The organism is Paenibacillus sp. J22R232 (assembly GCF_056269165.1).
In genome coordinates, this window is record NZ_JBWDNK010000007.1 from 37,180 (window position 1) to 59,452 (window position 22,273).

13 protein-coding genes are annotated in these 22,273 nt (G+C 48.2%); 11 read left to right on the top strand and 2 right to left on the bottom strand.

From position 1 onward, the window contains the following. Positions 1-42 precede the first annotated feature (42 nt). The 8 genes from AC0YN3_RS20530 to AC0YN3_RS20565 all read left to right on the top strand — a co-directional run bounded on the left by AC0YN3_RS20530 (position 43) and on the right by AC0YN3_RS20565 (position 16,720). Positions 43-6,234 carry an S-layer homology domain-containing protein gene (locus AC0YN3_RS20530; protein ID WP_475776827.1) on the top strand — a complete coding sequence of 2,064 codons (6,192 nt, stop codon included), beginning with the start codon at positions 43-45 and terminating at the stop codon, positions 6,232-6,234. A gap of 110 nt (positions 6,235-6,344) precedes the next feature. Then, complete coding sequence (locus AC0YN3_RS20535) at positions 6,345-8,501, top strand: beta-galactosidase (protein ID WP_475776828.1); 2,157 nt, start codon at positions 6,345-6,347, stop codon at positions 8,499-8,501. A gap of 69 nt (positions 8,502-8,570) precedes the next feature. Next, on the top strand, positions 8,571-11,483 hold the full coding sequence (locus AC0YN3_RS20540) for a family 78 glycoside hydrolase catalytic domain (RefSeq protein ID WP_475776829.1): 2,913 nt from the start codon (positions 8,571-8,573) through the stop codon (positions 11,481-11,483). A 250-nt stretch (positions 11,484-11,733) separates the two neighbouring features. Further along, positions 11,734-12,633, top strand: coding sequence for a sugar phosphate isomerase/epimerase family protein (locus AC0YN3_RS20545; protein ID WP_475776830.1), 900 nt, complete (start codon positions 11,734-11,736; stop codon positions 12,631-12,633). A gap of 31 nt (positions 12,634-12,664) precedes the next feature. Next, positions 12,665-13,735: a galactitol-1-phosphate 5-dehydrogenase gene (locus tag AC0YN3_RS20550; protein WP_475776831.1), complete on the top strand. Its 1,071-nt coding sequence runs from the start codon at positions 12,665-12,667 to the stop codon at positions 13,733-13,735. Then, the gene (locus AC0YN3_RS20555; RefSeq protein WP_475776832.1) at positions 13,732-14,772 is read left to right on the top strand and encodes a zinc-dependent dehydrogenase; all 1,041 of its coding nucleotides are present in this window, start codon (positions 13,732-13,734) and stop codon (positions 14,770-14,772) included. Before AC0YN3_RS20550 ends, AC0YN3_RS20555 begins: the two co-directional genes overlap by 4 nt. 26 nt (positions 14,773-14,798) lie before the next feature. Next, positions 14,799-15,464, top strand: coding sequence for a ribulose-phosphate 3-epimerase (gene rpe, locus AC0YN3_RS20560; RefSeq protein ID WP_475776833.1), 666 nt, complete (start codon positions 14,799-14,801; stop codon positions 15,462-15,464). Positions 15,465-15,583: 119 nt separating this feature from the next. Continuing rightward, positions 15,584-16,720 carry a LacI family DNA-binding transcriptional regulator gene (locus tag AC0YN3_RS20565; protein WP_475776834.1) on the top strand — a complete coding sequence of 379 codons (1,137 nt, stop codon included), beginning with the start codon at positions 15,584-15,586 and terminating at the stop codon, positions 16,718-16,720. Positions 16,721-16,834: 114 nt separating this feature from the next. Here AC0YN3_RS20565 and AC0YN3_RS20570 read toward each other — a convergent pair whose 3' ends face one another. Further along, positions 16,835-17,824 (bottom strand): alcohol dehydrogenase catalytic domain-containing protein, encoded by a 990-nt coding sequence (locus tag AC0YN3_RS20570; RefSeq protein ID WP_475776835.1) that lies wholly within the window; start codon positions 17,822-17,824, stop codon positions 16,835-16,837. Then, positions 17,818-18,801: a zinc-dependent alcohol dehydrogenase gene (locus AC0YN3_RS20575; protein ID WP_475776836.1), complete on the bottom strand. Its 984-nt coding sequence runs from the start codon at positions 18,799-18,801 to the stop codon at positions 17,818-17,820. The genes AC0YN3_RS20570 and AC0YN3_RS20575 overlap by 7 nt, the downstream gene beginning before the upstream one ends. 262 nt (positions 18,802-19,063) lie before the next feature. On the opposite strand from AC0YN3_RS20575, the gene AC0YN3_RS20580 reads away from it, so the two are divergent. The 3 genes from AC0YN3_RS20580 to AC0YN3_RS20590 all read left to right on the top strand — a co-directional run bounded on the left by AC0YN3_RS20580 (position 19,064) and on the right by AC0YN3_RS20590 (position 22,165). Then, complete coding sequence (locus AC0YN3_RS20580; RefSeq protein ID WP_475776837.1) at positions 19,064-19,927, top strand: AraC family transcriptional regulator; 864 nt, start codon at positions 19,064-19,066, stop codon at positions 19,925-19,927. Between the two features lie 83 nt (positions 19,928-20,010). Then, a complete protein-coding gene (locus AC0YN3_RS20585; protein ID WP_475776838.1) occupies positions 20,011-20,721 on the top strand; it encodes an SGNH/GDSL hydrolase family protein in 711 nt (236 codons plus the stop codon). Positions 20,722-20,773: 52 nt separating this feature from the next. Continuing rightward, positions 20,774-22,165, top strand: coding sequence for a sialate O-acetylesterase (locus AC0YN3_RS20590; protein WP_475776839.1), 1,392 nt, complete (start codon positions 20,774-20,776; stop codon positions 22,163-22,165). Positions 22,166-22,273: the final 108 nt, after the last annotated feature.

Below are 22,273 nucleotides of genomic sequence, written 5' to 3' on the forward strand. Positions count from 1 at the left end.
GATAGCTATTCATTATAAGAGTAATGGGAGGCGTTTTCTCAGATGATGCAAGCTATGAAAATGATGAAAAATAAACTTCTAACGCTAACGCTCGTTTTTGCTGTATTGGTGGCTACTTTTCCATCTTATGTGATTTACGCCGAAGATGATAGTGGTATTAATACGCCGATTGTACAATCAACGACTGAATACTTATGGCTAGAAGGAGAGAATGCGCAAGCCTACGACGGAGGCTACCAAGTTGTCGGAGAAGGGGCTTCCAGCGGAGCCAGTTTTCTGAAATTATATACTCATGATGCAAATACCGTTGCTACGGCGGACTATCAATTGGATATTCCAGCAACGGCTAAATATGACATATGGGTGCTCGGTACGCCTGGAGATAACATATGGCTGTCCGGTTACAATTGGAAGCTGGATGCAGGTGCTTACAGCGCCGCGGGCTCATATTACGGTGAAAGTGTATTTACTACACCGGATGGCATGCCATTCTATTGGATTAAGCTGAGCTCAACTGATTTGGAGCAGGGGCAGCACGATTTGGGGTTTCAAACGAATGCGGCGAGACAGGGCAATTCGGACGGGTTATACTCGCAAGGAATTGATGCAGTGGTGGCTGTGCCACATGCATGGGAATGGATACCTAATGGATTGGAACAGCCTACGAATATGGTTCTTCCCGAAGCTGATTCCCTGTGGGTAGAAGGAGAGGACGCGCAAGCCATCAACGGAGGATATCAAGTCGCGGGTGAAAGCGCCTCCAGCGGAGCTAGTTATTTGAAATTATATACTTACGATGCGAATACGGTCGCTACGGCAGATTATCAATTGGATATTCCAGCAACGGCTAAATATGATGTTTGGGTATTAGGTACGCCTGGCGATAACATATGGTTGTCGGGTTACAAGTGGAAGCTGGATGCAGGTGCTTACAGCGCTGCTGGCGAAGCTTTCGCAGAAAGCGTGTATGGCACACCGGAAGGCATGCCTTTTTATTGGATTAAGTTGAGCTCAATGATTTTGGAGCAGGGTCAGCACGACTTGGCTTTTCTAACGGACGCCCCGAGGCAAGGCACGCCGGACGGTTTATACTCGCAAGGCATCGATGCAGTGGCGGTGGTGCCGCAGGTATGGGAATGGACACCTAATGGATTGGAACATCCTGCTCCCAAACCGATTATTCCTCCTAAATATGTTTGGATGGAAGGCGAGGCTGCTTCAATAACCGGAGAGTATCGTTCGAAATATAATGCTAAGGCAAGCGACAAACAAATTCTCGAAATGTATACCATGACACCGGGGGCTATGGGTACAGCGGATTATGAATTTGATATTCCAGAAGCCGGCAACTATTCCATCTGGGTATTGGCTTCACCTGGAGATAACCCATGGCTATCTCCGTTTAAGTGGAAGCTGGATGCCGCTAGCTATAAAGTCGTCGATTCCCCTTCAGCTAATACGGTATATGTCACGCCGGAAGGTTTGCCTATGTCATGGCAAAAGCTAGGTGTGTCTGAATTAAGCCAAGGCCAGCATTCGCTGGGCTTCTTAACGGATACGCCAAGGCAGGCCTCTTTAGATGGCTTGTATTCGCAAGCTATAGATGCTTGGGTTATCGTTCCGGATTCGTGGGGATGGTCTCCGAAAGGCCTCAATAAGCCGTTTAATGGGCAAGAAGTGAAATTCAGTTATGATGGCGGCGAACTAGATAAGACCATTGTGCAAAGAGAGGATATAGTGACCGTCACCACTACGAATAAGGTGGAAGCAGATTTTAACGGCGAGCTGTACTTCTTTGCCGATCTGATGCTAAACGAAGAAGTCGTATCACGCGAGGTTGTTCCCTCCGTTAAGAAGACATGGACGAACGGGGAAGAAAACGTTCAGACGATGCAATTGAAAATTCCGTTTAATGCACCTGACGGCTCTTACGAGGTAAGAACCGGAATCGTCGATATTCCCTACACGAATGCGCCGGATGGTAGCGACTCCGTACTCGTGCAGTCATTCGCAATGGGATCGGCTCAAGGGGATGCGCCGGAGCTTAAGGCGGAAATACAGGAATTGATCATACCGCAACAAATGAACCGTGAGGCGACCCTGCAGGGAACGGCTTCCTTCGAATTGCTGCAAGCTGTGGATTTCGATACGACAGCCTATCTAAGCTTCTGGAAAGACGATGTATTGTGGGGTGTATCGGAGCTTGCATCGGTGAGCACATCTAGCCTGCCCGTCGGTGAAAATAAGGAAGTCGCTTTCGATTTCCAGCTGCCCAAGGACATTCCAGCCGCGAGCTATGTCGTCAAATTTGGACTTCATAAGCTGCAAGCGTTACCATCGACACCGAGCTCGACGGTTGTTTCCACTACGGCATCGAGCGATGGCTACAAGCCGCTCACGAATGGCAGCTTCGTTGACAAGAAGCTAGGTGAAACCCACTTTTGGTATGCAGACCAAAACCATACGATGATCTGGGATGGGGCACCGTTTGTTCCCGTAGGGGGGTTGTTTACCTCTGACTATTTGATTTATTTCTCCACAACGGATGCGGCTGCCAACAAAGCGCGTTGGGAAGATGATAAGCAGGTTTTACAGTATATGAAGGCTCAAGGGTTAAAGGATTTGTATATTAATGCCGTCGTACATGGAGCTGGAATACCTGCATGGGCATGGCAGTGGTTACTCGATTATTTGGATGAGGAAGGATTTACTTACGGTATTCAATTTAATGCGATCAACCACGGAGATGAGGAAGAGGTCGTTCAGACTGCGTATATGCCTAGGGCGAGCGATGGGGCTACGTCACTCAAGGCAGCCAGCGGCGGACAATTCCTGAAAATGTACACTAAAATTCCCGGCTCTAAAGGGACAGCGGATTATTCATTTCATCTTCCTGCCGCGGGGAACTATGACATTTGGGTGCTAGGCACGCCGAATAATCAATCCTATGTTTCCTCTTACCAGTGGAAGCTTGACAGCGGGGCTTATCAATCAACTGGTGGTGCATCTGGCGAACCGGTATACGGTACCATTGAGGCTTTGCAGTTCGGATGGCATAAGCTGGATTCTGTAGAGTTAGCAAGCGGAACGCATTCACTGGGCTTCTTGACCAACTCGCCGAGACAAAGTGTCAATGACGGCTTATACGCCCAAGGCCTCGACGCGATCGCGGTAGTGCCTGAAGCTTGGGCATGGACACCGGGCGGAGTCGCTAAACCGAATCATCCAATCAGTGACTACGCCTGGATTGAAGCGGAATCAGGGAACGTTACGGGAGCCTATTTGTCCGGTTGGCTGAAGGTAGAGGATATTACCCAAAGTGGCGAAGTCTCTCTCACCGTTCCATCCGCTAACGTTCAGAATGCTGTATCGCCAGCTTCGAGCTTTAGCATAACGGCCATATCTAATTTGTTTACAGTCATTAACCCGAAAACGGGAGAAGTGGTCGCCTCGGGCAAAGGAACGGTGGAGAAGCAAAGCGGCAGCATGCTTGAATTTAAGGCTGATGTCACGGTGCCGACTTTAAGCGAGGGTACTTATACGGTTTACTTTACTCCGCAGGTCAAATACAAGAGTCACGTACTGGTCAATATTTGGGATAAGGGAGATCTCTTTCTTGATAAAATCAAGAGCCATGTCAGTAAGTTAAGGCTTGGACCTAACTTCCGGTTATTCGTGGACCCGGTCAATAACGAATCGGGCGTATATGCCGAGAACGAGAGCATGTTGATTGATTCGCCTATCTATCGCGCTCAATTTATTACGTGGTTGAATAATCGTTATTCCACGATTGAGGATTTGAATGAGGCGTGGAAAATGCTGACACCACTGCCTTCCTTCGAAACGGCAGCACGACTCGTTCCTATCGTGAGGGGGGAAAGGGAAGATGCTTGGAAAAACCAGCTTTTGCTAGTCGATTCAGCATCTCCTGATGCTACGTATAAGGCGGATGCCTATCAGGGTCGATTGTGGGATGATTATGCGGATTTCCGGGACGATTCCTTTAACGATTATCAAATGGAGGTTGCCGACGCTATTAATGAAATTGTTTCCATACCTGTTATTTATAAATACGTTTCAAGCCAAAGGAAGTATTTTATCAACCATCAACAAGCCGGCGGTTTTCAAGGCATAGGTGGAGAAGTATACGGAAATTCCGAGTATTTGGTAAGGGAGCGGGCAGGATATCCTTACTCCGCAGCCGAACAGTCTGCGCAAACGATGTGGCTGATTACAACCGAAACACAGTTAGATGAGAATATGGAGCAGAAGTATAATTCGGGTGTGAAAGGCTATCCAGATCAGCAAACGATGTACGATCATTTCGATAATTTGATCAAGAGCGGCTCGAAAGGCATTTATGATTTCTTGCTCAATTGCAGCTATCATACAGCCTGTACCGAAGCGTATGCCTATTACACAGCCAAGCCTATTCAATTTGAATGGCTGGACGAATACCGGACGAATCTATTAGCTCCAGATTCGCTAGCTGAGCTGGTTGATTATCGTCCGGAGGTATATTATGCCTATCCTGCAGGAGAAATGTGGTGGGGACCTAACAGACGTAATGTCGTATTGCCTGGCAATGACTATCAGGGTGGAGCTACGCTTACGACTGCGAATGACAAATGGGTGCTGCCTACATTCGATCCTAAGGTAAAAACCGACGTACTGCTCGTCAATCTCGAGGATGATCCAGCGACTACGGTTTATGGAAAAGCATTGCTGGAGTTAGGGAGCTTAAAGGATGGAACGCGAGATACCGTCTATATGGGTTATCGCCGAAATTTAGGCGCATTGCCGGAGATTGATAGTTATTTCACGAACGAATTCACTACGTTAGAGAATGGGACAGTCATTCAGGTTCTGAATCCGCAAGCAAGCGCTACTGCCGAGATTGTATATCAGACGGCCGAAGGCAAAGTATGGGCACTCAGGGACGGAAACCTTTGGATTATTGGGGATACAAACTGGATACAAAGCTTTGAGGGCAAGGAGCCGAAAGGAACGGCTAAGTATATTGATCAGTTGGATTTTGCAGCTGTAAATGCTACGACACCAACGCCGTCACCAACGACAACAGCGACACCGACGGCGACACCAACAGCAACGCCGTCACCAACAGCACCGACAGCAACGCCATCACCGACAAGCAACAATACCAATAAAACAAGTCATTTTGTGGTCAGTGAGGGCAAGGTGATTGTAGAGCTTGGCAGCAATGAAACTGTCTTTTCAGTATCTCTGGACAAAGTGGGCAATCTTCCTGTGCAGGTGAAATCGGGAGCAGCCGTATTTACGATTAATCCAGCCGTACTTAGCAGGCTATCGGAGCAGGCGGGGGTAACATCGGGCGCTATTTTCGAGGTTCAAATGTTGCCTGTAAAAGATTTGAACATCTCGAACTCTCCGGTAGGGGGAGGGAAAGCACGAATAGTCGGCGCAGGCCAGATCTATGAGCTTAGCATTACGTTAACGAAGCTAGATGGAACGGTTTATACAGCTGAACAAGTATCGGGTGACGTGGAAATCTCACTGCCTTTTACAACGGGATTGGATCAGGATCTTCTAGGCATTTATTTCTACAACGAGTCTACTAAGCAATGGGAGTATGTAGGCGGTACGGTAGATAGGGTTAAGGGTACGATAAAGGTCAAGCTGAAGCATCTTAGCAAATACGCGGTGCTGGAGTATAACAAGACTTTCGAGGATGTCCCGGCAGCACATTGGGCCGCTAGAACACTTCAGGTGCTGGCAGCGAAGCATCTTGTAACTGGAGTGACCGAATCCATATTCAAGCCTGCAGCCTTGACGACCCGAGCTGAATTCACAGCGCTTCTGGTTCGTGCATTAGATCTTGAGCCCTCAGACATTGCTACAGGATTTAAGGATGTTAAAGCGGATTCGTGGTATGCGAAAAGCGTTCAAGCTGCTGCAGGGGCGGGTATAGTTACAGGAATAAGCGAAGATAGCTTCGGGCCGAATCAACCCATCACACGTGCAGAAATAGCTGTTCTGATGGGAAGAGCGCTTAAGTTATCGGGGGATTCCGCTAGCGGTGATCTGTTCTCCGATACGCAAGAAATACCGAGCTGGGCAGTGTCTTACGTAACGGAGCTTAAGCTTGCAGGCCTTGTGCAAGGCAGGTCGAACAATCGTTTCGCACCACAGGAAAAGGCAACGAGAGCGGAAGCCGCAACCTTTATATTTGCCATCATCAAGGATAAGAACTAAAACGGTTAGGATAGCGGCCTCATATCCTTTCGTGAGGCCGCTACATTCCGCTTCAATTAAATTAGCTCATTTGGGCAACAGGTTACTCATCATAAATACGAGGTGTTAGTATGACGGAAGCAGGTTTCATTCCTTTTGGTTTTCAGTATTACCGTTCCCCAACCCCTTACCGGAATCAATGGGAAGATGATTTGCGCAACCTATCCCAAATGGGATTTAACTGCGTAAAGTTTTGGGTACAGTGGCGGGCGAGCCATCCAGCCGAAAACTCTTTTGTGTTTGACGATATCCGGGAGCTAATGGATATAGCCGGCCGCTATGGATTAAAGGTTGTGCTCAACACCCTATTTGACGTTGCTCCGGCGTGGTTTTACAAGAAATATCCAGATTCCAAAATGATTACATCAGATGGAACGGTTATTGAACCGAGAGCGTTAAGTTACCGGCAAATAGGCGGAGCCCCAGGTCCTTGCTATCATCATGCGCAGGGACAAATGGAGAAAGACAAGTTTTTGGCGGAAGCGGTAAAGGCGTTTAGGGATCATCCTGCTTTGTGGGTATGGGACTTGTGGAACGAACCTGAGCTGACAGCAGGAATTAAACGTGAGCTGTCCTTCGATAATCAGGTTTGTTATTGCGGGCATTCCTTGCAAGCATTCGGAGGATGGCTGGAGCATAAATATGGCACGCTTGAAGCACTTAATTACAAATGGCAGCGTACCTATCAGGATTGGGATGAAATTGAACCCCCTCGTGGGCAAGCCGTATTTAACGATATGGTCGATTGGCGCTTGTTTATGTCAGATGCTCTAACGGATGACTTGAAATGTCGCATAGCGGTAGTCAAGCAATTCGATTCCGTTCACCCTGTCATGGTGCATACCGTTCCCTCCCCGATTTTTAATCTCATTACGGCAGGGTCGGATGATTTCAAATTGGCGGAGCCTTGCGACTTATTCGGTAATAGCCTGGGATCGTCGGCCTGGTCAGCCGATCTCCTAATCTCAGCGGCGAAGGGAAAGCCGATTATTAATTCGGAAATTCATGCGTTGCCTGGAAATACGGCACTCAAACCGCAAAAGCTTCCATGGCAAGAGCTGAAAAAACATATATTAATCCCACTTGCTAGAGGCATTAGCGGTTTTTTATTCTGGCAATACCGTCCGGAAGTGCTCGGACATGAGGCGCCAGCATGGGGAAGCACTTACCTGGATGGAAGCGAGACACCGTGGCTAAGGGAAATGGCGAGCTTAAACGAGACGATTCAAGCAAATCGCCATGCATTGCTCAATTCGTACAGACCGTCGGATGGAGTCGCCATTTTGTTCAGCTCGGAAAACCAAATTGCTAATTTCTCCGTTTACGCGCATTTGGATACCTATACAGATTCCGTACAGGGAGCACACAAGCTTCTGCATGATTTGAACTATAAGGTCGAATTTATTCATGACCATGATATTTCAAAAGAGGAATTGGCCAAGTATAAATGCCTGTGGATGCCTTATCCTCTCTATCTAAACAAACAAATGACGGATGTCATTCGTGAGTGGGTAAGCGAAGGCGGAATTCTTATGTCCGAATGCTCCTTTGGAGCCTTGCAAGCAGAGGATGGCACGCATAGCTATCAAGTGCCAGGTTATGGGTTTGATGAGGTATTTGGCATACGTGAAACGTGGATTCATTCTATAGAAAATTTAGATCACAGCTACCATCATGTTACGGTTCAATCCAAGCAGAAAATTCCATTGCGCAGCGCGTTGGGAAATGATTCTGCCCAAGGTTCCTACTACAAAACGGAAATGGAGCTGCTAAGGGACGTAAAGGTTGCCGCGACATTCGGTGAAGATCGCTCGGCTGCCGTAACCGTTGCAGATTACGGGAAAGGGAAAGCGGTTTGGGTAGGCACCTTACTCGGCGCATCCTATTGGCAAGAAGAGGATAGGAATTCGCTTGATTTTATACGAAAACTACTTGGGGAAGAGCTTGGTATGGAGCCTTATGTGAAGGTTCATGGCGGTCAGGCTCGTGCGGACGTTCTGGAATGGAAGCATGATGGCGAAGAAGGCGCCTTTCTATTTGTTCATAACACGACGAATAGGGATACGGATTTTACGGTGAGTTTGCCTTTCGCCTATGACCGCGTAACGCCATGGTTCCCAGAAGGAGCGAATGCCTTAGCTGAGAACGATGTTACCGATTCAATACGGTTCTACCTAAAAGCAGGCGATATCCAAGTGTTTCAATTGTATCGGCCATTTATTCGTTGATTCAAGCAGCAGCGCTTTCTTTTATTTGCATAAGAAGACAATCTAACGAAATGGATGGAGACTAGAACAATGATGTCGATGAATTGGCAAGCCAAGTGGATTTGGGGAGAAGGGGAGGAAAGTCCCCGCAATGAATGGAGATGCTTCCGTAAAACATTCGACTTATCGGCTGTAACCGAGCCTCTCTCAGGCGTAAAACTACGAATTACGGCTGATTCACGTTACGTCCTATACGTAAATGGAACGAGGCTTGGGCGGGGGCCTGTTCGCTCATGGCCGAACGAGCAGTCTTATGATACTTACGAAGTTAGTCATCTTCTAAAGGCTGGCGAAGAAAATACGATTGCCGTGCTCGTCATGCACTTCGGGTTGTCGACGTTCTACTATGTAAGGGGACGGGGAGGTTTGTTGGTTGAGCTTAATGATGCGGATGGGGATGTCGTCGTCGCGACCGACTCGACTTGGCTGACCTCGCGCCACCTTGGACAGCATCCACGAGCACCGCGGATGTCGGTTCAGCAAGCATTCTCCGAATACGTTGATGCCACGGCATGGGATTCATCATGGATGGAGCCGGCAAATCACAATACGGGTTGGTCGAATGCGATCGCCCTTGGTTCGGTCGGTATGGCGCCTTGGACGACGCTTAAGCCTAGGGACATCCCGATGCTGACGGATGAGACGGTGTACCCCGTGCGGGTGGAGTCATTGGCGAAGGTGAGGTCGTTCCATGCGACAACCGCGATTGATGTTCGCAATGCGCTGAACGATGGCAGCGAGGACCATGCGAATAGATTGGAATTTACGGGGTTCGTGGTGACTGCGATTCGCTCAAATTGTGCGGGTACAGTAACGCTTGGCTTCCTGCAGGGGGGAGAATGCTTTCGCGAGCTGTCCGTTAATGGGGAAGTGGTCTCCCGGGACCGGATATATGGAACGGTACCCGAGCGCTATATGGATGTTTTCCTGAATGAAGGGGATAACCTGCTCATTATCGATGTATCTGGCAGCCTCCACGCCGGCAAGCTGCAGCTCGGCATATACGGAGAAGAAAGCGGGGAATTGTCATTCGTTGCCCCTTTAGAGTTGCAGGCTGATCATTCTGTATCCACCTTCTTCCGGATCGGTCCATTCGATGCGATCATTCCGATTGATCATCAGCCCGTTCGAGCGCTCGATTGGAATCATCCGACCTATCTTGAATTGCTCGGCGCGCTGAAACGGCCGGAGGACTTGGAGCGGTATGCAAGCTGGATAAGCCCCATTGATCCGAAGTACGTGTCTGAGGTCGATGTGTTCGCGCTAAGCGTTTGGCGCAAAGAAAACGTGAAGTTTGCGGTTCCCGCACAGCTTCAGAACGCCATCATTCCGAATGCGGAAGCGGGTATCGTGCCCTTATTCGAAGGCTGCGATACCGAGGTGCTGTTCGATCTGGGCAAGGAATATTCCGGGTATCTATCATTCGAAGTCGAGGCGGAAGCTGGAACGGTACTTGATTGGTACGGATTCGAATACCTCTCCGGACAATACCGACAGGATACGTTTGATCTAGATCATACGCTCCGTTACGTATGCCATGAAGGCAGACAAGTGTATGAAACACCTATTCGCCGTGGCTTCCGTTACTTGGCGTTGACGGTGCGCGGGGCAAAGGTACCGGTGCGTATTTATGGGGTGACCTTCATTCAAAGCAATTATCCGATGGCCGAAATCGGGCGGTTTGAATGCTCCGACGCACTTCTGAACGATATCTGGGAAATTAGCCGGCACACGACAAAGCTGTGCATGGAGGACACGTTCGTTGATTGCCCGGCGTATGAGCAAACGTTTTGGGTCGGCGACAGCCGCAACGAAGCGCTTGTCAGCAATTACTTGTATGGGGTGCAGGATATTCTGAAGCGTTGCTTGCGGCTTGTCCCGGGCTCCAAGCACCATTCGCCGCTCTATGCGAACCAAGTGCCGAGCGGATGGAGCAGCGTGATTCCGAATTGGACGTTCTTCTGGGCGATCGCTTGTGCGGAATATTACGAGCAAACCGGGGATGAAGCGTTCGCGGTGGAGATGTATGACGCGATTCGGTACACGGCGGAGCATTATTTGCTCAAGATTGATGAACGCGGCTTGTTCAATGTAGAAGGCTGGAACATGCTGGATTGGTCGCCAATCGACCAGCCGAATGACGGTATTGTCACGCATCAGAACATGTTCTTGGTTCAGACGTTACATGTAGCCGCACAGATGGGGAGAATTGCGAAGGATGAGGGAGGCGCTGCGAAATTCGAAGCAGCGGCTAACAATCTTGCGGGTGCAATCAATGAGCAGCTATGGGATGAAGATAAGAAGGCATATATCGATTGCATCCATGCGGATGGTCGTCGCTCCGAAAGCCTTAGCATACATTCGCAGGTTGTGGCCTCACTTACGGGAGTCGCCAAGGGAGAACGCAAGCAGATGATCGATGCTTATCTCGTTCAGCCTCCTGAGAGCTTCGTGCAAATCGGTAGCCCGTTCATGTCCTTCTTCTATTATGAGGCGTTGGCCAAGCTGGGTGAGGTTCGCCTCATCTTAGACGATATCCGCCACAACTACGGCATGATGATCCGTCATGGCGCGACTACGTGCTGGGAGCAATATCCGAATTTCCTTGAGAATCGGGCTAATCCGGATATGTTAAGCCGCAGTCACTGCCATGCGTGGTCGTCTGCCCCGGCCTATTTCTTGGGTCGTGAGTTACTTGGCGTGAGAAGCTTGACGATGGGTTGGACCGAAGTTGAAATTGCACCTGTTCCATGCGGGCTTACATGGGCGAAGGGCAGTGTTCCGCACCCGGCAGGAGGACGGATTGATGTTTCGTGGACCGCTGATGAGAGTAACCGGACGATTCAACTGCACGTGTCCTATCCGGAAGGGATGGTGGCTCGTTTCCGGCTGCCGGACGGCTATACGGGGTCAATTACGGAAATGAAGCTGGAAAATTTATAAGCGTAGCTGTGATTTTAATGAAGAGAGGCTCCAAGGCTGCAATTGCCTTGGAGCCTCTCTGTTCGTTTTGATCCTTGTGCGTGCCTTATCCGATTTCTCTTGCGTATGCGGTTATGCTGGCTAGGAAGCGGACGTAGTCAATAATCATTATTTTATTTGAAATATGTCTTGAATGTATCAGTGACACATAATAGTATTAAAAGTATCAGAACATATTAATTAGAATTAATCAATAAAGAGGAGTGTCGGAATGGCCAATTTAAAGCTGGGAATCAATCTTGGTTTTGCAATCAACAAGTACGTTGAGCCAGAAGTGTGGACACGTATTGTAGCTGAAGATTTAGGGATCAAATACGTTCAATTCGTCGCTGATTTATTAAACGTCTTTCTACCGCCCGACATTGTGGACCGCCAGGTGGAGAGGATCAATGAATGTACACAGAAGCATGATCTTGCCATTACGAGTACGTTTACGAGTGCATTCACGCGTGTTAACCACTTCATGCATCCGGATGCAGATACCCGCAAAGCTTGGCTGAATTGGTTTAAGAGATTCGCAGACATTTCTGTTCAGATGGGAGCGAGAACGACAGGCAGCCATTTCGGCATACTCACCTTTGCTGATTATGACGATGCTCGGCGCAGGGAATATATCATCGAAGAAGGGATCAAGAATTGGCAGGAGCTTAGCTGGTACTGTAAGGAACTCGGCATGGAATATTTGAATTTCGAGCCGATGTCTATTCCGCGGGAAATGGCGAATACGGTCGAGGATACAAAGGAGCTGCTAGCGAGATTAAACGATGGTGCCGGAATTCCGTTCAAGGTATGTCTGGACGTGGGGCACGCTCCACATCCGAATGACCGTGATCCGTACCGGTGGGTTAGGGAGCTTGGCAGCGTTTCGCCCATCATCCATATTCAGCAAACCGAGAAGGACCACAGTCGGCATTGGCCGTTCACGGAAGAATACAATAAGCTCGGCATCATTCATGGTGAGCCATTGATTGAAGCCATTGAACAGTCGGGTGCGACCGAGGCGGAAATTATTTTCGAGCTTTCCCATCGGGAGGCGTGGTCGACCGAATTCAGAATTATCCAGGACCACATAGAGTCGGTAAACTACTGGCGCCAATTTATTAAGAACTAAGCAGCACGGATATCAGATTGGAGGGGGAAGGATGAAGGGCTGCGTACTGCACGGACTCGGAGATTTGCGCGTGGAGGAAGTCGACACTCCCGTGCCCAAAGAGGGCGAAGTGCTTCTGCAGATCAAAGCATGCGGGGTGTGCGGATCCGACATTCCGCGGGTATTCACCAAGGGAACCTACCGTTACCCGACCATACCCGGGCATGAATTCTCAGGGCTAGTCGTACAAGCGGGAGAAGGCGTTGATCCCGGCTGGATCGGAAGAAGAGCAGCAGTCTTCCCTTTGCTGCCTTGTCGCAAATGCGCTTCTTGCGAGATTGGCGAATTCGCACAATGCGAGGACTACGATTACATGGGCTCGCGGCGAGATGGTGCTTTTGCGGAATTTATCTGCGTCCCGATATGGAATTTGGTCGCTGCGCCCGATACGTTGTCCTATGAGGAATTGGCCATGGTTGAGCCGGCGGCAGTAGCCGTACATGCTTTGCTGCAAGCTGGAATTGGCATCGGAGATCAGGTTCTGATCAGCGGGGCAGGTCCGATCGGCATGATGCTGGCATTGTGGGCCAGAGCCTGGGGGGCATCCCGTGTATTGCTCGCGGATATTGATCCGGCTAAGCTTGATTTTGCTGTAGGCCAGGGGTTCCCGGATGTATGCAATCCCTTGCAAGGCGACATCAAAAAGTGGGTATACGGTCTGACGGGACGAGGCGCAGATGTATCGGTAGAAGGAGCCGGAAGCCCGGTTTCATGGGAAAATTGTCTAAAGTCAACCCGGAACTTTGGTAAGGTAGTGCTGATGGGCAATCCAGCCGGAGGCATGAGCCTGACGCAGGATGGCTATTGGGAAATTCTCCGCAAGCAGCTGACGCTAAGCGGTACTTGGAATTCCTCCTATTCGGACATTCCAAGGAACGAGTGGAAGCTAGCCGTCGATTATATGGCAGCGGGCAAGCTGGATGTGAAGCCCCTTATTAGCCATAAAGTTGCGCTTGAGGGAATCTATGAGGGAATGGTTATGATGCGTGACCGCAAAGGCTTTTTTAACAAAGTCATGTATGTCAATTCTAGCGAATCCATAAAGGTGGAGAAGGATAAATGATGAAAGCAGCCGTATTAGAGCAATTAGAGCAAATGGTCGTAAAGGAAGTGGAAAGACCATCCGTAGATGGGGACAGTATTCTAATGAAGGTCGAGGCTGTAGGCATTTGCGGTTCGGATATCCGGATATTCCGCCATGGGAACAACAGGGTGACGCTTCCGCAAGTGCTCGGGCATGAAGCTGCGGGGCGAATTGTTGAACTAGGCACCAATGTAACCAAGTTCAAAATTGGAGATCGAATTTCCCTAGGTGCGGACGTACCTTGCGGGGAATGTATCTTCTGCGAGGCTGGAATCGGCAACAATTGCCAGATTAACTACGCTATGGGCTACCAATTCGCGGGGAGCTTCGCAGAATATGTGCTTCTGAACAAGACGATGGTGAATTACGGTCCGATCCACAAGATCCCGGATCATATCTCCTACGAGGAGGCCGCTTTGGCCGAACCGCTTGCTTGCGTTCTGAATGCCTTGGAGCTATCGAATATTAAGCTGGGGGATTCGGTCGTTGTCATCGGTGCAGGTCCAATCGGCTGCATGATTATAGAGGTTGCGAAGCTGATGGGCGCCACGAAGGTGATCCTCGTGCAACGTTCCAGACCCCGATTGGAGATGGCTAAGCAGTTCGGTGCACACGCTTATATCTGTTCATCGGAGGAGAACGCCATAGAACGGGTATTGGAGGAAACGGGCGGACTCGGAGCAGACGTGGTTATCACTTCGAACCCATCGCCGGAAGCACAGGTAGATGCGATCCATATGGCGAAAAATCGCGCGCGGGTGAACTTTTTCGGCGGTCTGCCTAAAGGGAAGTCGATGGTTACGCTAGATACGAATATTATTCATTACAAAGAGCTATTCGTTCACGGGGCGCACGGTTCCTTGCCTGCTCATCATCAGAAAGCCATCGATTTAATCGGCTCCGGCGTCATCGATATGAAGCGTTATATCTCTCATCGCTATCCCCTTAATGAGATCAACCAAGCGATAAGCGCGGCAGAAGAGCATGTCGGGATGCGGGTTATCGTGCAACCGTAAGCCTTAATAACTAAGGAGGTGCAGGTATGGGAGGCAAAATATCGCCGTCTATCATGTGCGCGGATTTCAGGAATTTGGAGACAACGATAAGAGCCTTGGAGCGGGCACATGTTGACTATTTACATGTAGACATTATGGATGGCAGCTTCGTGCCTAATTTCACTCTCGGTCCGGACTTTATGAACAGTGTCAGAGAGATGACGGACATCCCGCTCGATATTCACCTGATGATCAACCGGCCAGAGGATTATCTTCCGATCTTCGCGATTCGTCCCGGTGATATCGTATCGGTCCATCAGGAAGCTACGATTCATCTGCAACGAACGCTTCAGCAAGTTAGAGACAAGGGGGCCAAGGTTTCGGTCGCGCTAAATCCTTCCACGCCGATTTATACGCTAGACGATATTCTCGACGATATCGATATCGTATTGATTATGACGGTTAATCCGGGGTTCGCTGGCCAGAAGCTTGTCCCTGCCACTCTAGGAAAGATCCATAAATTGAAGCAATATCTTCAACAAAACGGACATTCGCATATCCAGATTGAAGTAGATGGCAACGTTAGCTGTGAGAATGCGCAAAAGATGCGTCTGGCGGGTGCGGATATATTCGTGGCAGGCACCTCGAGTATTTTTAAGAAGGATCAGGATTTATACGAATTGACGGAGAAGTTCCGCGAGTATATAACGTGAGGTGAAAAGCGTATTTGAAAAGCGGATACGCGGACAAATTGCTGCAATGGCGTTGATTAGTCGATCCAGATGCATTATGTTAGTATCAGTGATACATTGCTGATGAAGGATGAGCGGATATGAACAAAAACATAAAGGAACAGCTGACTAAAGGACCGGTCGCGTTATATGAGCAAATGCGTCAGAAGGTCATGGCTTTAATTGTCGAACGACAGCTGAAGCCCCATGACCCGGTTCCGTCAGAGGGAGAGCTTGCCGATCTGTTTGGCGTAAGCCGAAGAACAAGCAAACAGGCTCTCGAGCTTCTCGCCAAGGAAGGTGTTCTCTATCGCTTGCCTCGGAGAGGAACTTTCCTTGCAGAGGATACGGAGACGATGCTTAAGGCTGCAGCTCTGTCAGGAATGTCGCTGGTGCCCCAGCAAGCGGTCGTCATTGTTGTTCCTATGCTGGATGAGTTTATTGGATTGGCCGTTACTGCGTTTCTACAAGAGGGGGCTTTCCATGGTTGGGAAGTGCTCATACGGGTGACGGGTAACGATCTTGAGCAAGAGGACGCAATCCTACGGGAGGTTAGCAGCGGGGGAAGGGTACGGGGGATCGTACTATTTCCGGGCGAGCGGAGGATGTGCGGGCAAGATGTGCTGCGGCTCCACCTGAACGATTTTCCAGTCGTTATTATCGACCGGGTGTTTCGTGAAGTAGACATTACGGCGATCTACCACGATCATTTCCTTGGTGCTTACGAGATGACCAAGTATTTAATCGACAAAGGACACCGTAATGTGGGTTTTATTTCTGAGCCGATTTCGGGCATTATGAGCAGGGAAGACCGCTATTATGGATTTATTCAAGCTCAGCTTGATGCCGAGATCCCCTTTATGAGCAATGCCATCATCTCGGATTGGGATAACGAACAAAAGGATTCTAGCAGATTGGCTCGTTTTTTCGAGCAGAACCCAGATATGACGGCTCTATTCTGCTCGAATGATGTAGTCGCCATACAAGTGATGAATATAGCCGAAGAATTAGGCCGTAAAATACCGGAAGACTTATCCGTAGTCGGGTTTACGGACCTGATGATTTCCAGAGTGGGTAGGGTGTCGCTAACGACCGTAATGAAATCTCCAGAACAATTAGGCAAAAAAGCTTTCGGTTTACTCCTGCAGAAGATGGCTTCAGAGGGTAGCAAAATTGAAAGCGTTAAGCTTCCTACACAGATTATTGAACGTGGAAGTGTTCGGCAAGTGATTGTGTAGTTAACAAACCCGCCAATTCAACTTGGCGGGTTTATTGTTCGTATAGCTATAAATAAAATGGCTTACGGTATCAGCCAAATCGATTAACATGGCCATTGCGGCAGTCGATTCTGATCAAATCCAATCTAAAACAACGCCAAGCTTCGCCTGTTTCGAATCCAATAGTAAATCCCATGCTTCCTTCGCCTGTTCGACAGGAAAGCGATGTGTAACAAGCGATGTGGTTTGAAGCCATCCTTCTGTGATTCCCCGCAAGGTCTCATCCATATCTTCTTGGCTCCAGCCGGACGGACAATGCAAGGTGACCTTTTTGGTACGCAGCATTTGGATATCGATCCGGCCATCCTCGCCGAGAAATCCAGCCGAAACCAAGTGGCAGCTGTACTGCGCGAAAGAAATTAATTCCGTTACCGTTGCTAATGATCCCACCGTATCCACTATAATCGAAAAGGTATCCCTGACATCCTGAAGGGCTTCCTTCATAGAGGATACTTTCGTGTTTACTTTGCGAATGCCTTCAGGAAGCAGGTCCAAGCGGTCATTATGTCTGCCAAGTACAATGACATGAGCCCCGCGGTGCATTAGCGTCTGGGCAGCCCATTGCCCAACCATGCCATCTCCAATAACGACTGCATAATCGCCCTTTTTAACGGGTGGACACATGCCGCAGCTATAACCAACCTGAGTCAATACAAGCCCTGAATAAGCAATGGGATCCGCTTCAGCCGGTAGCTTCCAAACCTGGCTTTCGTGGGTGACAGCAGGACTGACATGTCCTCCAGTAGAATAAAACATGCCATCCACCTTGCTGATCGTAGCAAAGACCCGATCGCCAATTGCAAAGCCTTGCACGTCTTTTCCCAGAGAAGTGATTGTGCCAACCTTTTGATACCCTGCTACTTGCGGAAAAGGAAGCGGATCACCGTCGCGGAACGGTGTTTCCCCATCGGTTCTCTCCCCACGGAGAAACGAGGACTCCGTTCCGTTGCTAATCCAAGAATGCTTGACGTCTATCATAACCTCATCATCCAATAGAGCGGGAATGCTAACATCTTGATAGGCTACCTTCAGTTTCTCAGTAAAAACGACCCCTTTTCCTAGCATAGGGAATCACCGTTAACGGAAGCTTCTTCGAAGTCCTCTTGGGGGTGGAAATAAACCTTAATCGCTTTTTGCTCTCTTAGCAGTTGCACCGCTTCATCATATTTAGTAAACGATCCATGATGGGTTTGGAGGCACTCCATATTTAAGCCTTTATTCGCCACCAGATCGATCAACAGATCATGATCTCTTTGAACGAGTCCCCGATATTTGTAAGACTCCAGCTTAAAGCCTTTAAACCATAATTGGTCGGCATATTTCAATTCCCCTCTTAATACGCCAAAAATAACGATATGCTCCTCTACGAAGTTGAATAGATTTTGCACGGAAGGTGCTGCTCCCACGCAGTCGTAGCCAAAGTCGAACTTTTCATCGGTCAAATCGCTAACTAGCTTGGCTTCAGCAAGACCAAGATCATTGATAAACTGAACGCGTTCTTGGTTCAAGTCTATCCCGACAACACGGGCGGCTCCCCATAATTTAGCCATTTGTACGGCCAGAATCCCTGCAGGTCCAAGCCCTGAGATCAGTATGGTTTTCCCTTTCAAATCCCCAAGCTGCAGCATTCCGATCATGACGCATTTAAGCAGCTCGAATGAAACAGCTTGCTTATAAGTAATCGAATCGGGCAGCTTCAGTAAATCCTCTTCTCTAAAGCAAACATATTGCGCATAAGCACCTGGGGCATCGCCAATATGTTCAAGCGCCGCAACACGATCACCTACTTTAAATTTACGGATACCGCTTCCGACCGCTTTAACTACACCCGCCATTTCATGTCCGGGAAAACCGTATGGCAAAGGATACTCGGGCGCAAGCGAATAATCGAACATATTAATTCCGCCAAGCATATTCAAATCCCAGCGCGGACAAGTCGAAACGATTTGAATTTCCACCAGTATTTCAAAGTCTTTAACATCAGGGATTGCAGTCTCGATAATTGAATATTGCTCTTTTCCTGCAATTTGCAATGCTTTCATATCAAAGCTCCATTCTGTAGCTGAAGTGTGGATATCATTCCACCTTCATTGTAAGAGATATATCCTTCGAAGTATTTGTTAAATCTTACTTGAATTCACGTAAGCAGCAGTTAAATTGTACATACTCAACAACTATATACTTTTTTGATTTATATAATATTTCACTCTTTCGAATATATTCACTTGAAAAGGGTTTACAAGCGATTCGGCTTTAACTAATGTTAGGCATACAGACGCGTACGGAAAAGGGAGGCGGGATGAAATGAGGATAAGAAATTATGGTAAGGTCTATCATGATTCTACGATTACTATTACACCTGAATACAAAACGGGCGGCATACATCCGACCTATGAATTGCTTTTTCTTGCTTCGGGCTCTTTCCAATTGCATTGGTTAGGGGAACAATACGAGGTCTCAACGTCATCATTATTTATTTTGACGCCCAATACCCCTCATGATTTAATTATTCACTCCAAAAATGCTGTTTTTTGGTATATCGAATTAACAGGCATAGAGGAGGATCCTTATCTCTCGAAATTGCAAAATATTCTATTATGGAACAGGTTGCAATCCGGATTAGATCCCTATTTCACTTCGTCCCCTCTCATGCAGCTATGTTTGAGCGAAGTCAGTCAAATGCTGGACATGAAGCTTCACAATCAGCCCTATGGCGAACAATTACTGCTGCTAAACGTGCAAAAAATCTCACTCCTGGTTAGGGGTACGCTCGAGTTGTACGGAAAAGACATGAAGTCGAGTAACAGCAGCACTGCTCTCTCATCAGGTTATTCTTTAAGCAAAGAAGTAATTAAAGCGTTAGCAGGCTACATGGAATCCACCTATAAAAGCAAAATCACATTACATGATTTAACGCGTATTAGTAATTTTCAAGCTACCTACTTAATTAAAAGATTCAAAGAGGAAACGGGATTTACTCCGATTGATTACTTATTGGAACTGCGCATGGAGGCAGCCAAAACGTACTTATCCACTACGGAAATGCCAATCCAAAAGGTGGCTGAGGAAACAGGATATCCCAATATCCATCATTTTAGCGGAGAATTCAAACGAAAAACAGGCCTAAGCCCAACGAACTGGCGAAAGCAGAAATCATCATCGGAATAGCTAATATTCTGTAAATACTTCCCTCCCCCATTAAGGTAGACTGATCTTGATTTACGATTAGATCACTAAGGGAGTAGGCCATTATGAGCAAAGATGAATTCCCACGTCTTCATCAACGGTTGCAGGAGAAGTCCGATAATCCAAGAGCAAGAACGGTGATATACGTTGCCATAGGGGACAGTGTGACGCAAGGATGCCTTGGCCCGAATGAGATTGAGCATGAGCAAGTCTATCATGAGCTTTTGCGCCGTCGAGTAGAGAAACATTATCCTGAAGCTAATTTTAATGTCATTAATTCAGGAGTAGGCGGGGATACGGCGGAGCAATCCAGATCACGCTGGGAGCGTGATGTCCTCCTATACAAGCCGGATTTAGTAACGATTTGCTTTGGTCTTAACGATTGTCATGGGGGCGAAGCAGGAATAGAAACGTATATAACGGCTATTGGTGACCTTGTTAATCGGATACGGATAGAGACAGAAGCGGAAATACTAATCTTATCCACGATTATGATGCTCCAAACCGATAATCCAAACGTTCCAAACCTGTATCAATCTATGGTTCCTGATTTTATCCGACTATACGAAGAGGGTACCTTATTAAAATATAACCAGGCGCTTCGCAGCTTTGCTGCTGGTCATGCTATACCTTTGCTTGACGTATATGCGATCTGGGAGCAGATGGAGCAAGCAGGCGTTGATATTCATACACGCTTGTCGAATGGAATCAATCATCCGGATATTGCCTTTCATCAACAGTTATCAGCTCTGCTTGAAGCTAGGTTGCTGGAGTAACCAATCGTATGCGTATGATCGAGAGCTTTATTAGAAGGGGCTGGGTATTTAAATGGCGCAAATAGGCGTGATCATTCAGCAAGGCCCACAGCATTGGGCAATTATTCAGCAGGAAAATGGCTTTGGAAGCGTAGCTTTATCAGGCGTTTGGGCGGGCATGGCCGATCGGGTAATCAACCACGCTCAGGTAATGGCTCGAATCGTTAATGAAGCGGATGGTAGAATAGTTGTCCCTTGGCGGCCCTGCAGGATGCAAGAGGGGCAGGCTTGGGAGATCATTTTGGATGAAATTCCGGCAGGCGGATTATATCGACTTGAAACCTGCCTGCAAATCGATAACCATCCGGCTTTGGAATGGGCTGCCCGAGGAGATATGATCCACCATATCGGAGTGGGGGATATCTGGGTTATAGCTGGGCAAAGCAATGCTGCCGGTTATGGCAAAGGCCCAATTCAAGATGCGCCGCAGCTTGGCATTCATTTGCAGCGACATAACGGGATATGGGGGTTGGCATCCCATCCTTTTAACGAATCTACAGCTTCCATTCACTATGAGAATAGAGAATTTGCTAATCCGGGCCATTCCCCGTTTTTAGCCTTTGGCAAAATGATTCAGGATAAAACGAGTCGCCCTATCGGATTCCTGCAGACCGCATTTGGCGGATCGCCTTTAAAGGCTTGGAATCCGGATGAGGATGGTTTCTTATACCGCCATATGATGAAAATCATTGCTTCCGCAGGGGGCAAAGTTCGCGGTATTTTGTGGTATCAAGGCTGTTCGGATTGCAATCCTGAGGAATCCTCCAGCTATCCGGCACGATTCGAGAAGATGGTTCAACATATTCGTCGAGATCTGAACGTTATGGATTTGCCTATATTGACGGTTCAGCTTAATCGTTGCACGGATGCAGCTACCATAGAGGGTAATCAATCATGGGGAAGAGTGAGGGAAGCCCAGAGACAAGCTGCTCTTACCATCCCTGATGTGTACACCGTCCCTGCCTTGGACTGTCCATTGTCAGATAACATACATAACAGTCCTGCCGGAAATATAATCATTGGCGAGAGATTGGCAAAGGTTGCACTAGCTCATATCTATACGAATGCATGTGTACCCGCAGCCGCCCCAAATCTATCCTCCGCTGTTTGGCTGCATGAAGGTAAGATTGCTAGTATTTGCTTGAGGTTTGCCGATGTGTCTGGTTATCTTATTGCCATTGCCCCGGCGGATAAAGTGTTTACAGTTGAAGACGCAAACGGAGAAATGGCGTGTACGCAGTGGGAAATAACGGCTCGCAATGAGATTACGCTGCGCTTGTCTAGAGCTCCCGAAGGGGATACTTTCGTTCATGGCGCATATGAAATGAATCCTTCCAGTCATTTGCCGTTGGACACGGGCACTTATATGCCGATGCTTGCCTTTTATAAACAGCAAGTAATGTGAGGTGAGTAATCTCAATTCTTAGTAAATGAATATATTTACAAAACTCGAAAAGCCCGTCAGGACAAGTGCCTGACGGGCTCTAAGCAATTGATGTGTGAGCACGAGCTC

Coding starts and splice junctions, on each gene's coding strand:
- AC0YN3_RS20530 (WP_475776827.1), top strand. CDS start 43: ATGATGCAAGCTATGAAAATGATGAAAAATAAACTTCTAACGCTAACG.
- AC0YN3_RS20535 (WP_475776828.1), top strand. CDS start 6,345: ATGACGGAAGCAGGTTTCATTCCTTTTGGTTTTCAGTATTACCGTTCC.
- AC0YN3_RS20540 (WP_475776829.1), top strand. CDS start 8,571: ATGATGTCGATGAATTGGCAAGCCAAGTGGATTTGGGGAGAAGGGGAG.
- AC0YN3_RS20545 (WP_475776830.1), top strand. CDS start 11,734: ATGGCCAATTTAAAGCTGGGAATCAATCTTGGTTTTGCAATCAACAAG.
- AC0YN3_RS20550 (WP_475776831.1), top strand. CDS start 12,665: ATGAAGGGCTGCGTACTGCACGGACTCGGAGATTTGCGCGTGGAGGAA.
- AC0YN3_RS20555 (WP_475776832.1), top strand. CDS start 13,732: ATGATGAAAGCAGCCGTATTAGAGCAATTAGAGCAAATGGTCGTAAAG.
- rpe (WP_475776833.1), top strand. CDS start 14,799: ATGGGAGGCAAAATATCGCCGTCTATCATGTGCGCGGATTTCAGGAAT.
- AC0YN3_RS20565 (WP_475776834.1), top strand. CDS start 15,584: ATGAACAAAAACATAAAGGAACAGCTGACTAAAGGACCGGTCGCGTTA.
- AC0YN3_RS20570 (WP_475776835.1), bottom strand. CDS start 17,824: ATGCTAGGAAAAGGGGTCGTTTTTACTGAGAAACTGAAGGTAGCCTAT.
- AC0YN3_RS20575 (WP_475776836.1), bottom strand. CDS start 18,801: ATGAAAGCATTGCAAATTGCAGGAAAAGAGCAATATTCAATTATCGAG.
- AC0YN3_RS20580 (WP_475776837.1), top strand. CDS start 19,064: ATGAGGATAAGAAATTATGGTAAGGTCTATCATGATTCTACGATTACT.
- AC0YN3_RS20585 (WP_475776838.1), top strand. CDS start 20,011: ATGAGCAAAGATGAATTCCCACGTCTTCATCAACGGTTGCAGGAGAAG.
- AC0YN3_RS20590 (WP_475776839.1), top strand. CDS start 20,774: ATGGCGCAAATAGGCGTGATCATTCAGCAAGGCCCACAGCATTGGGCA.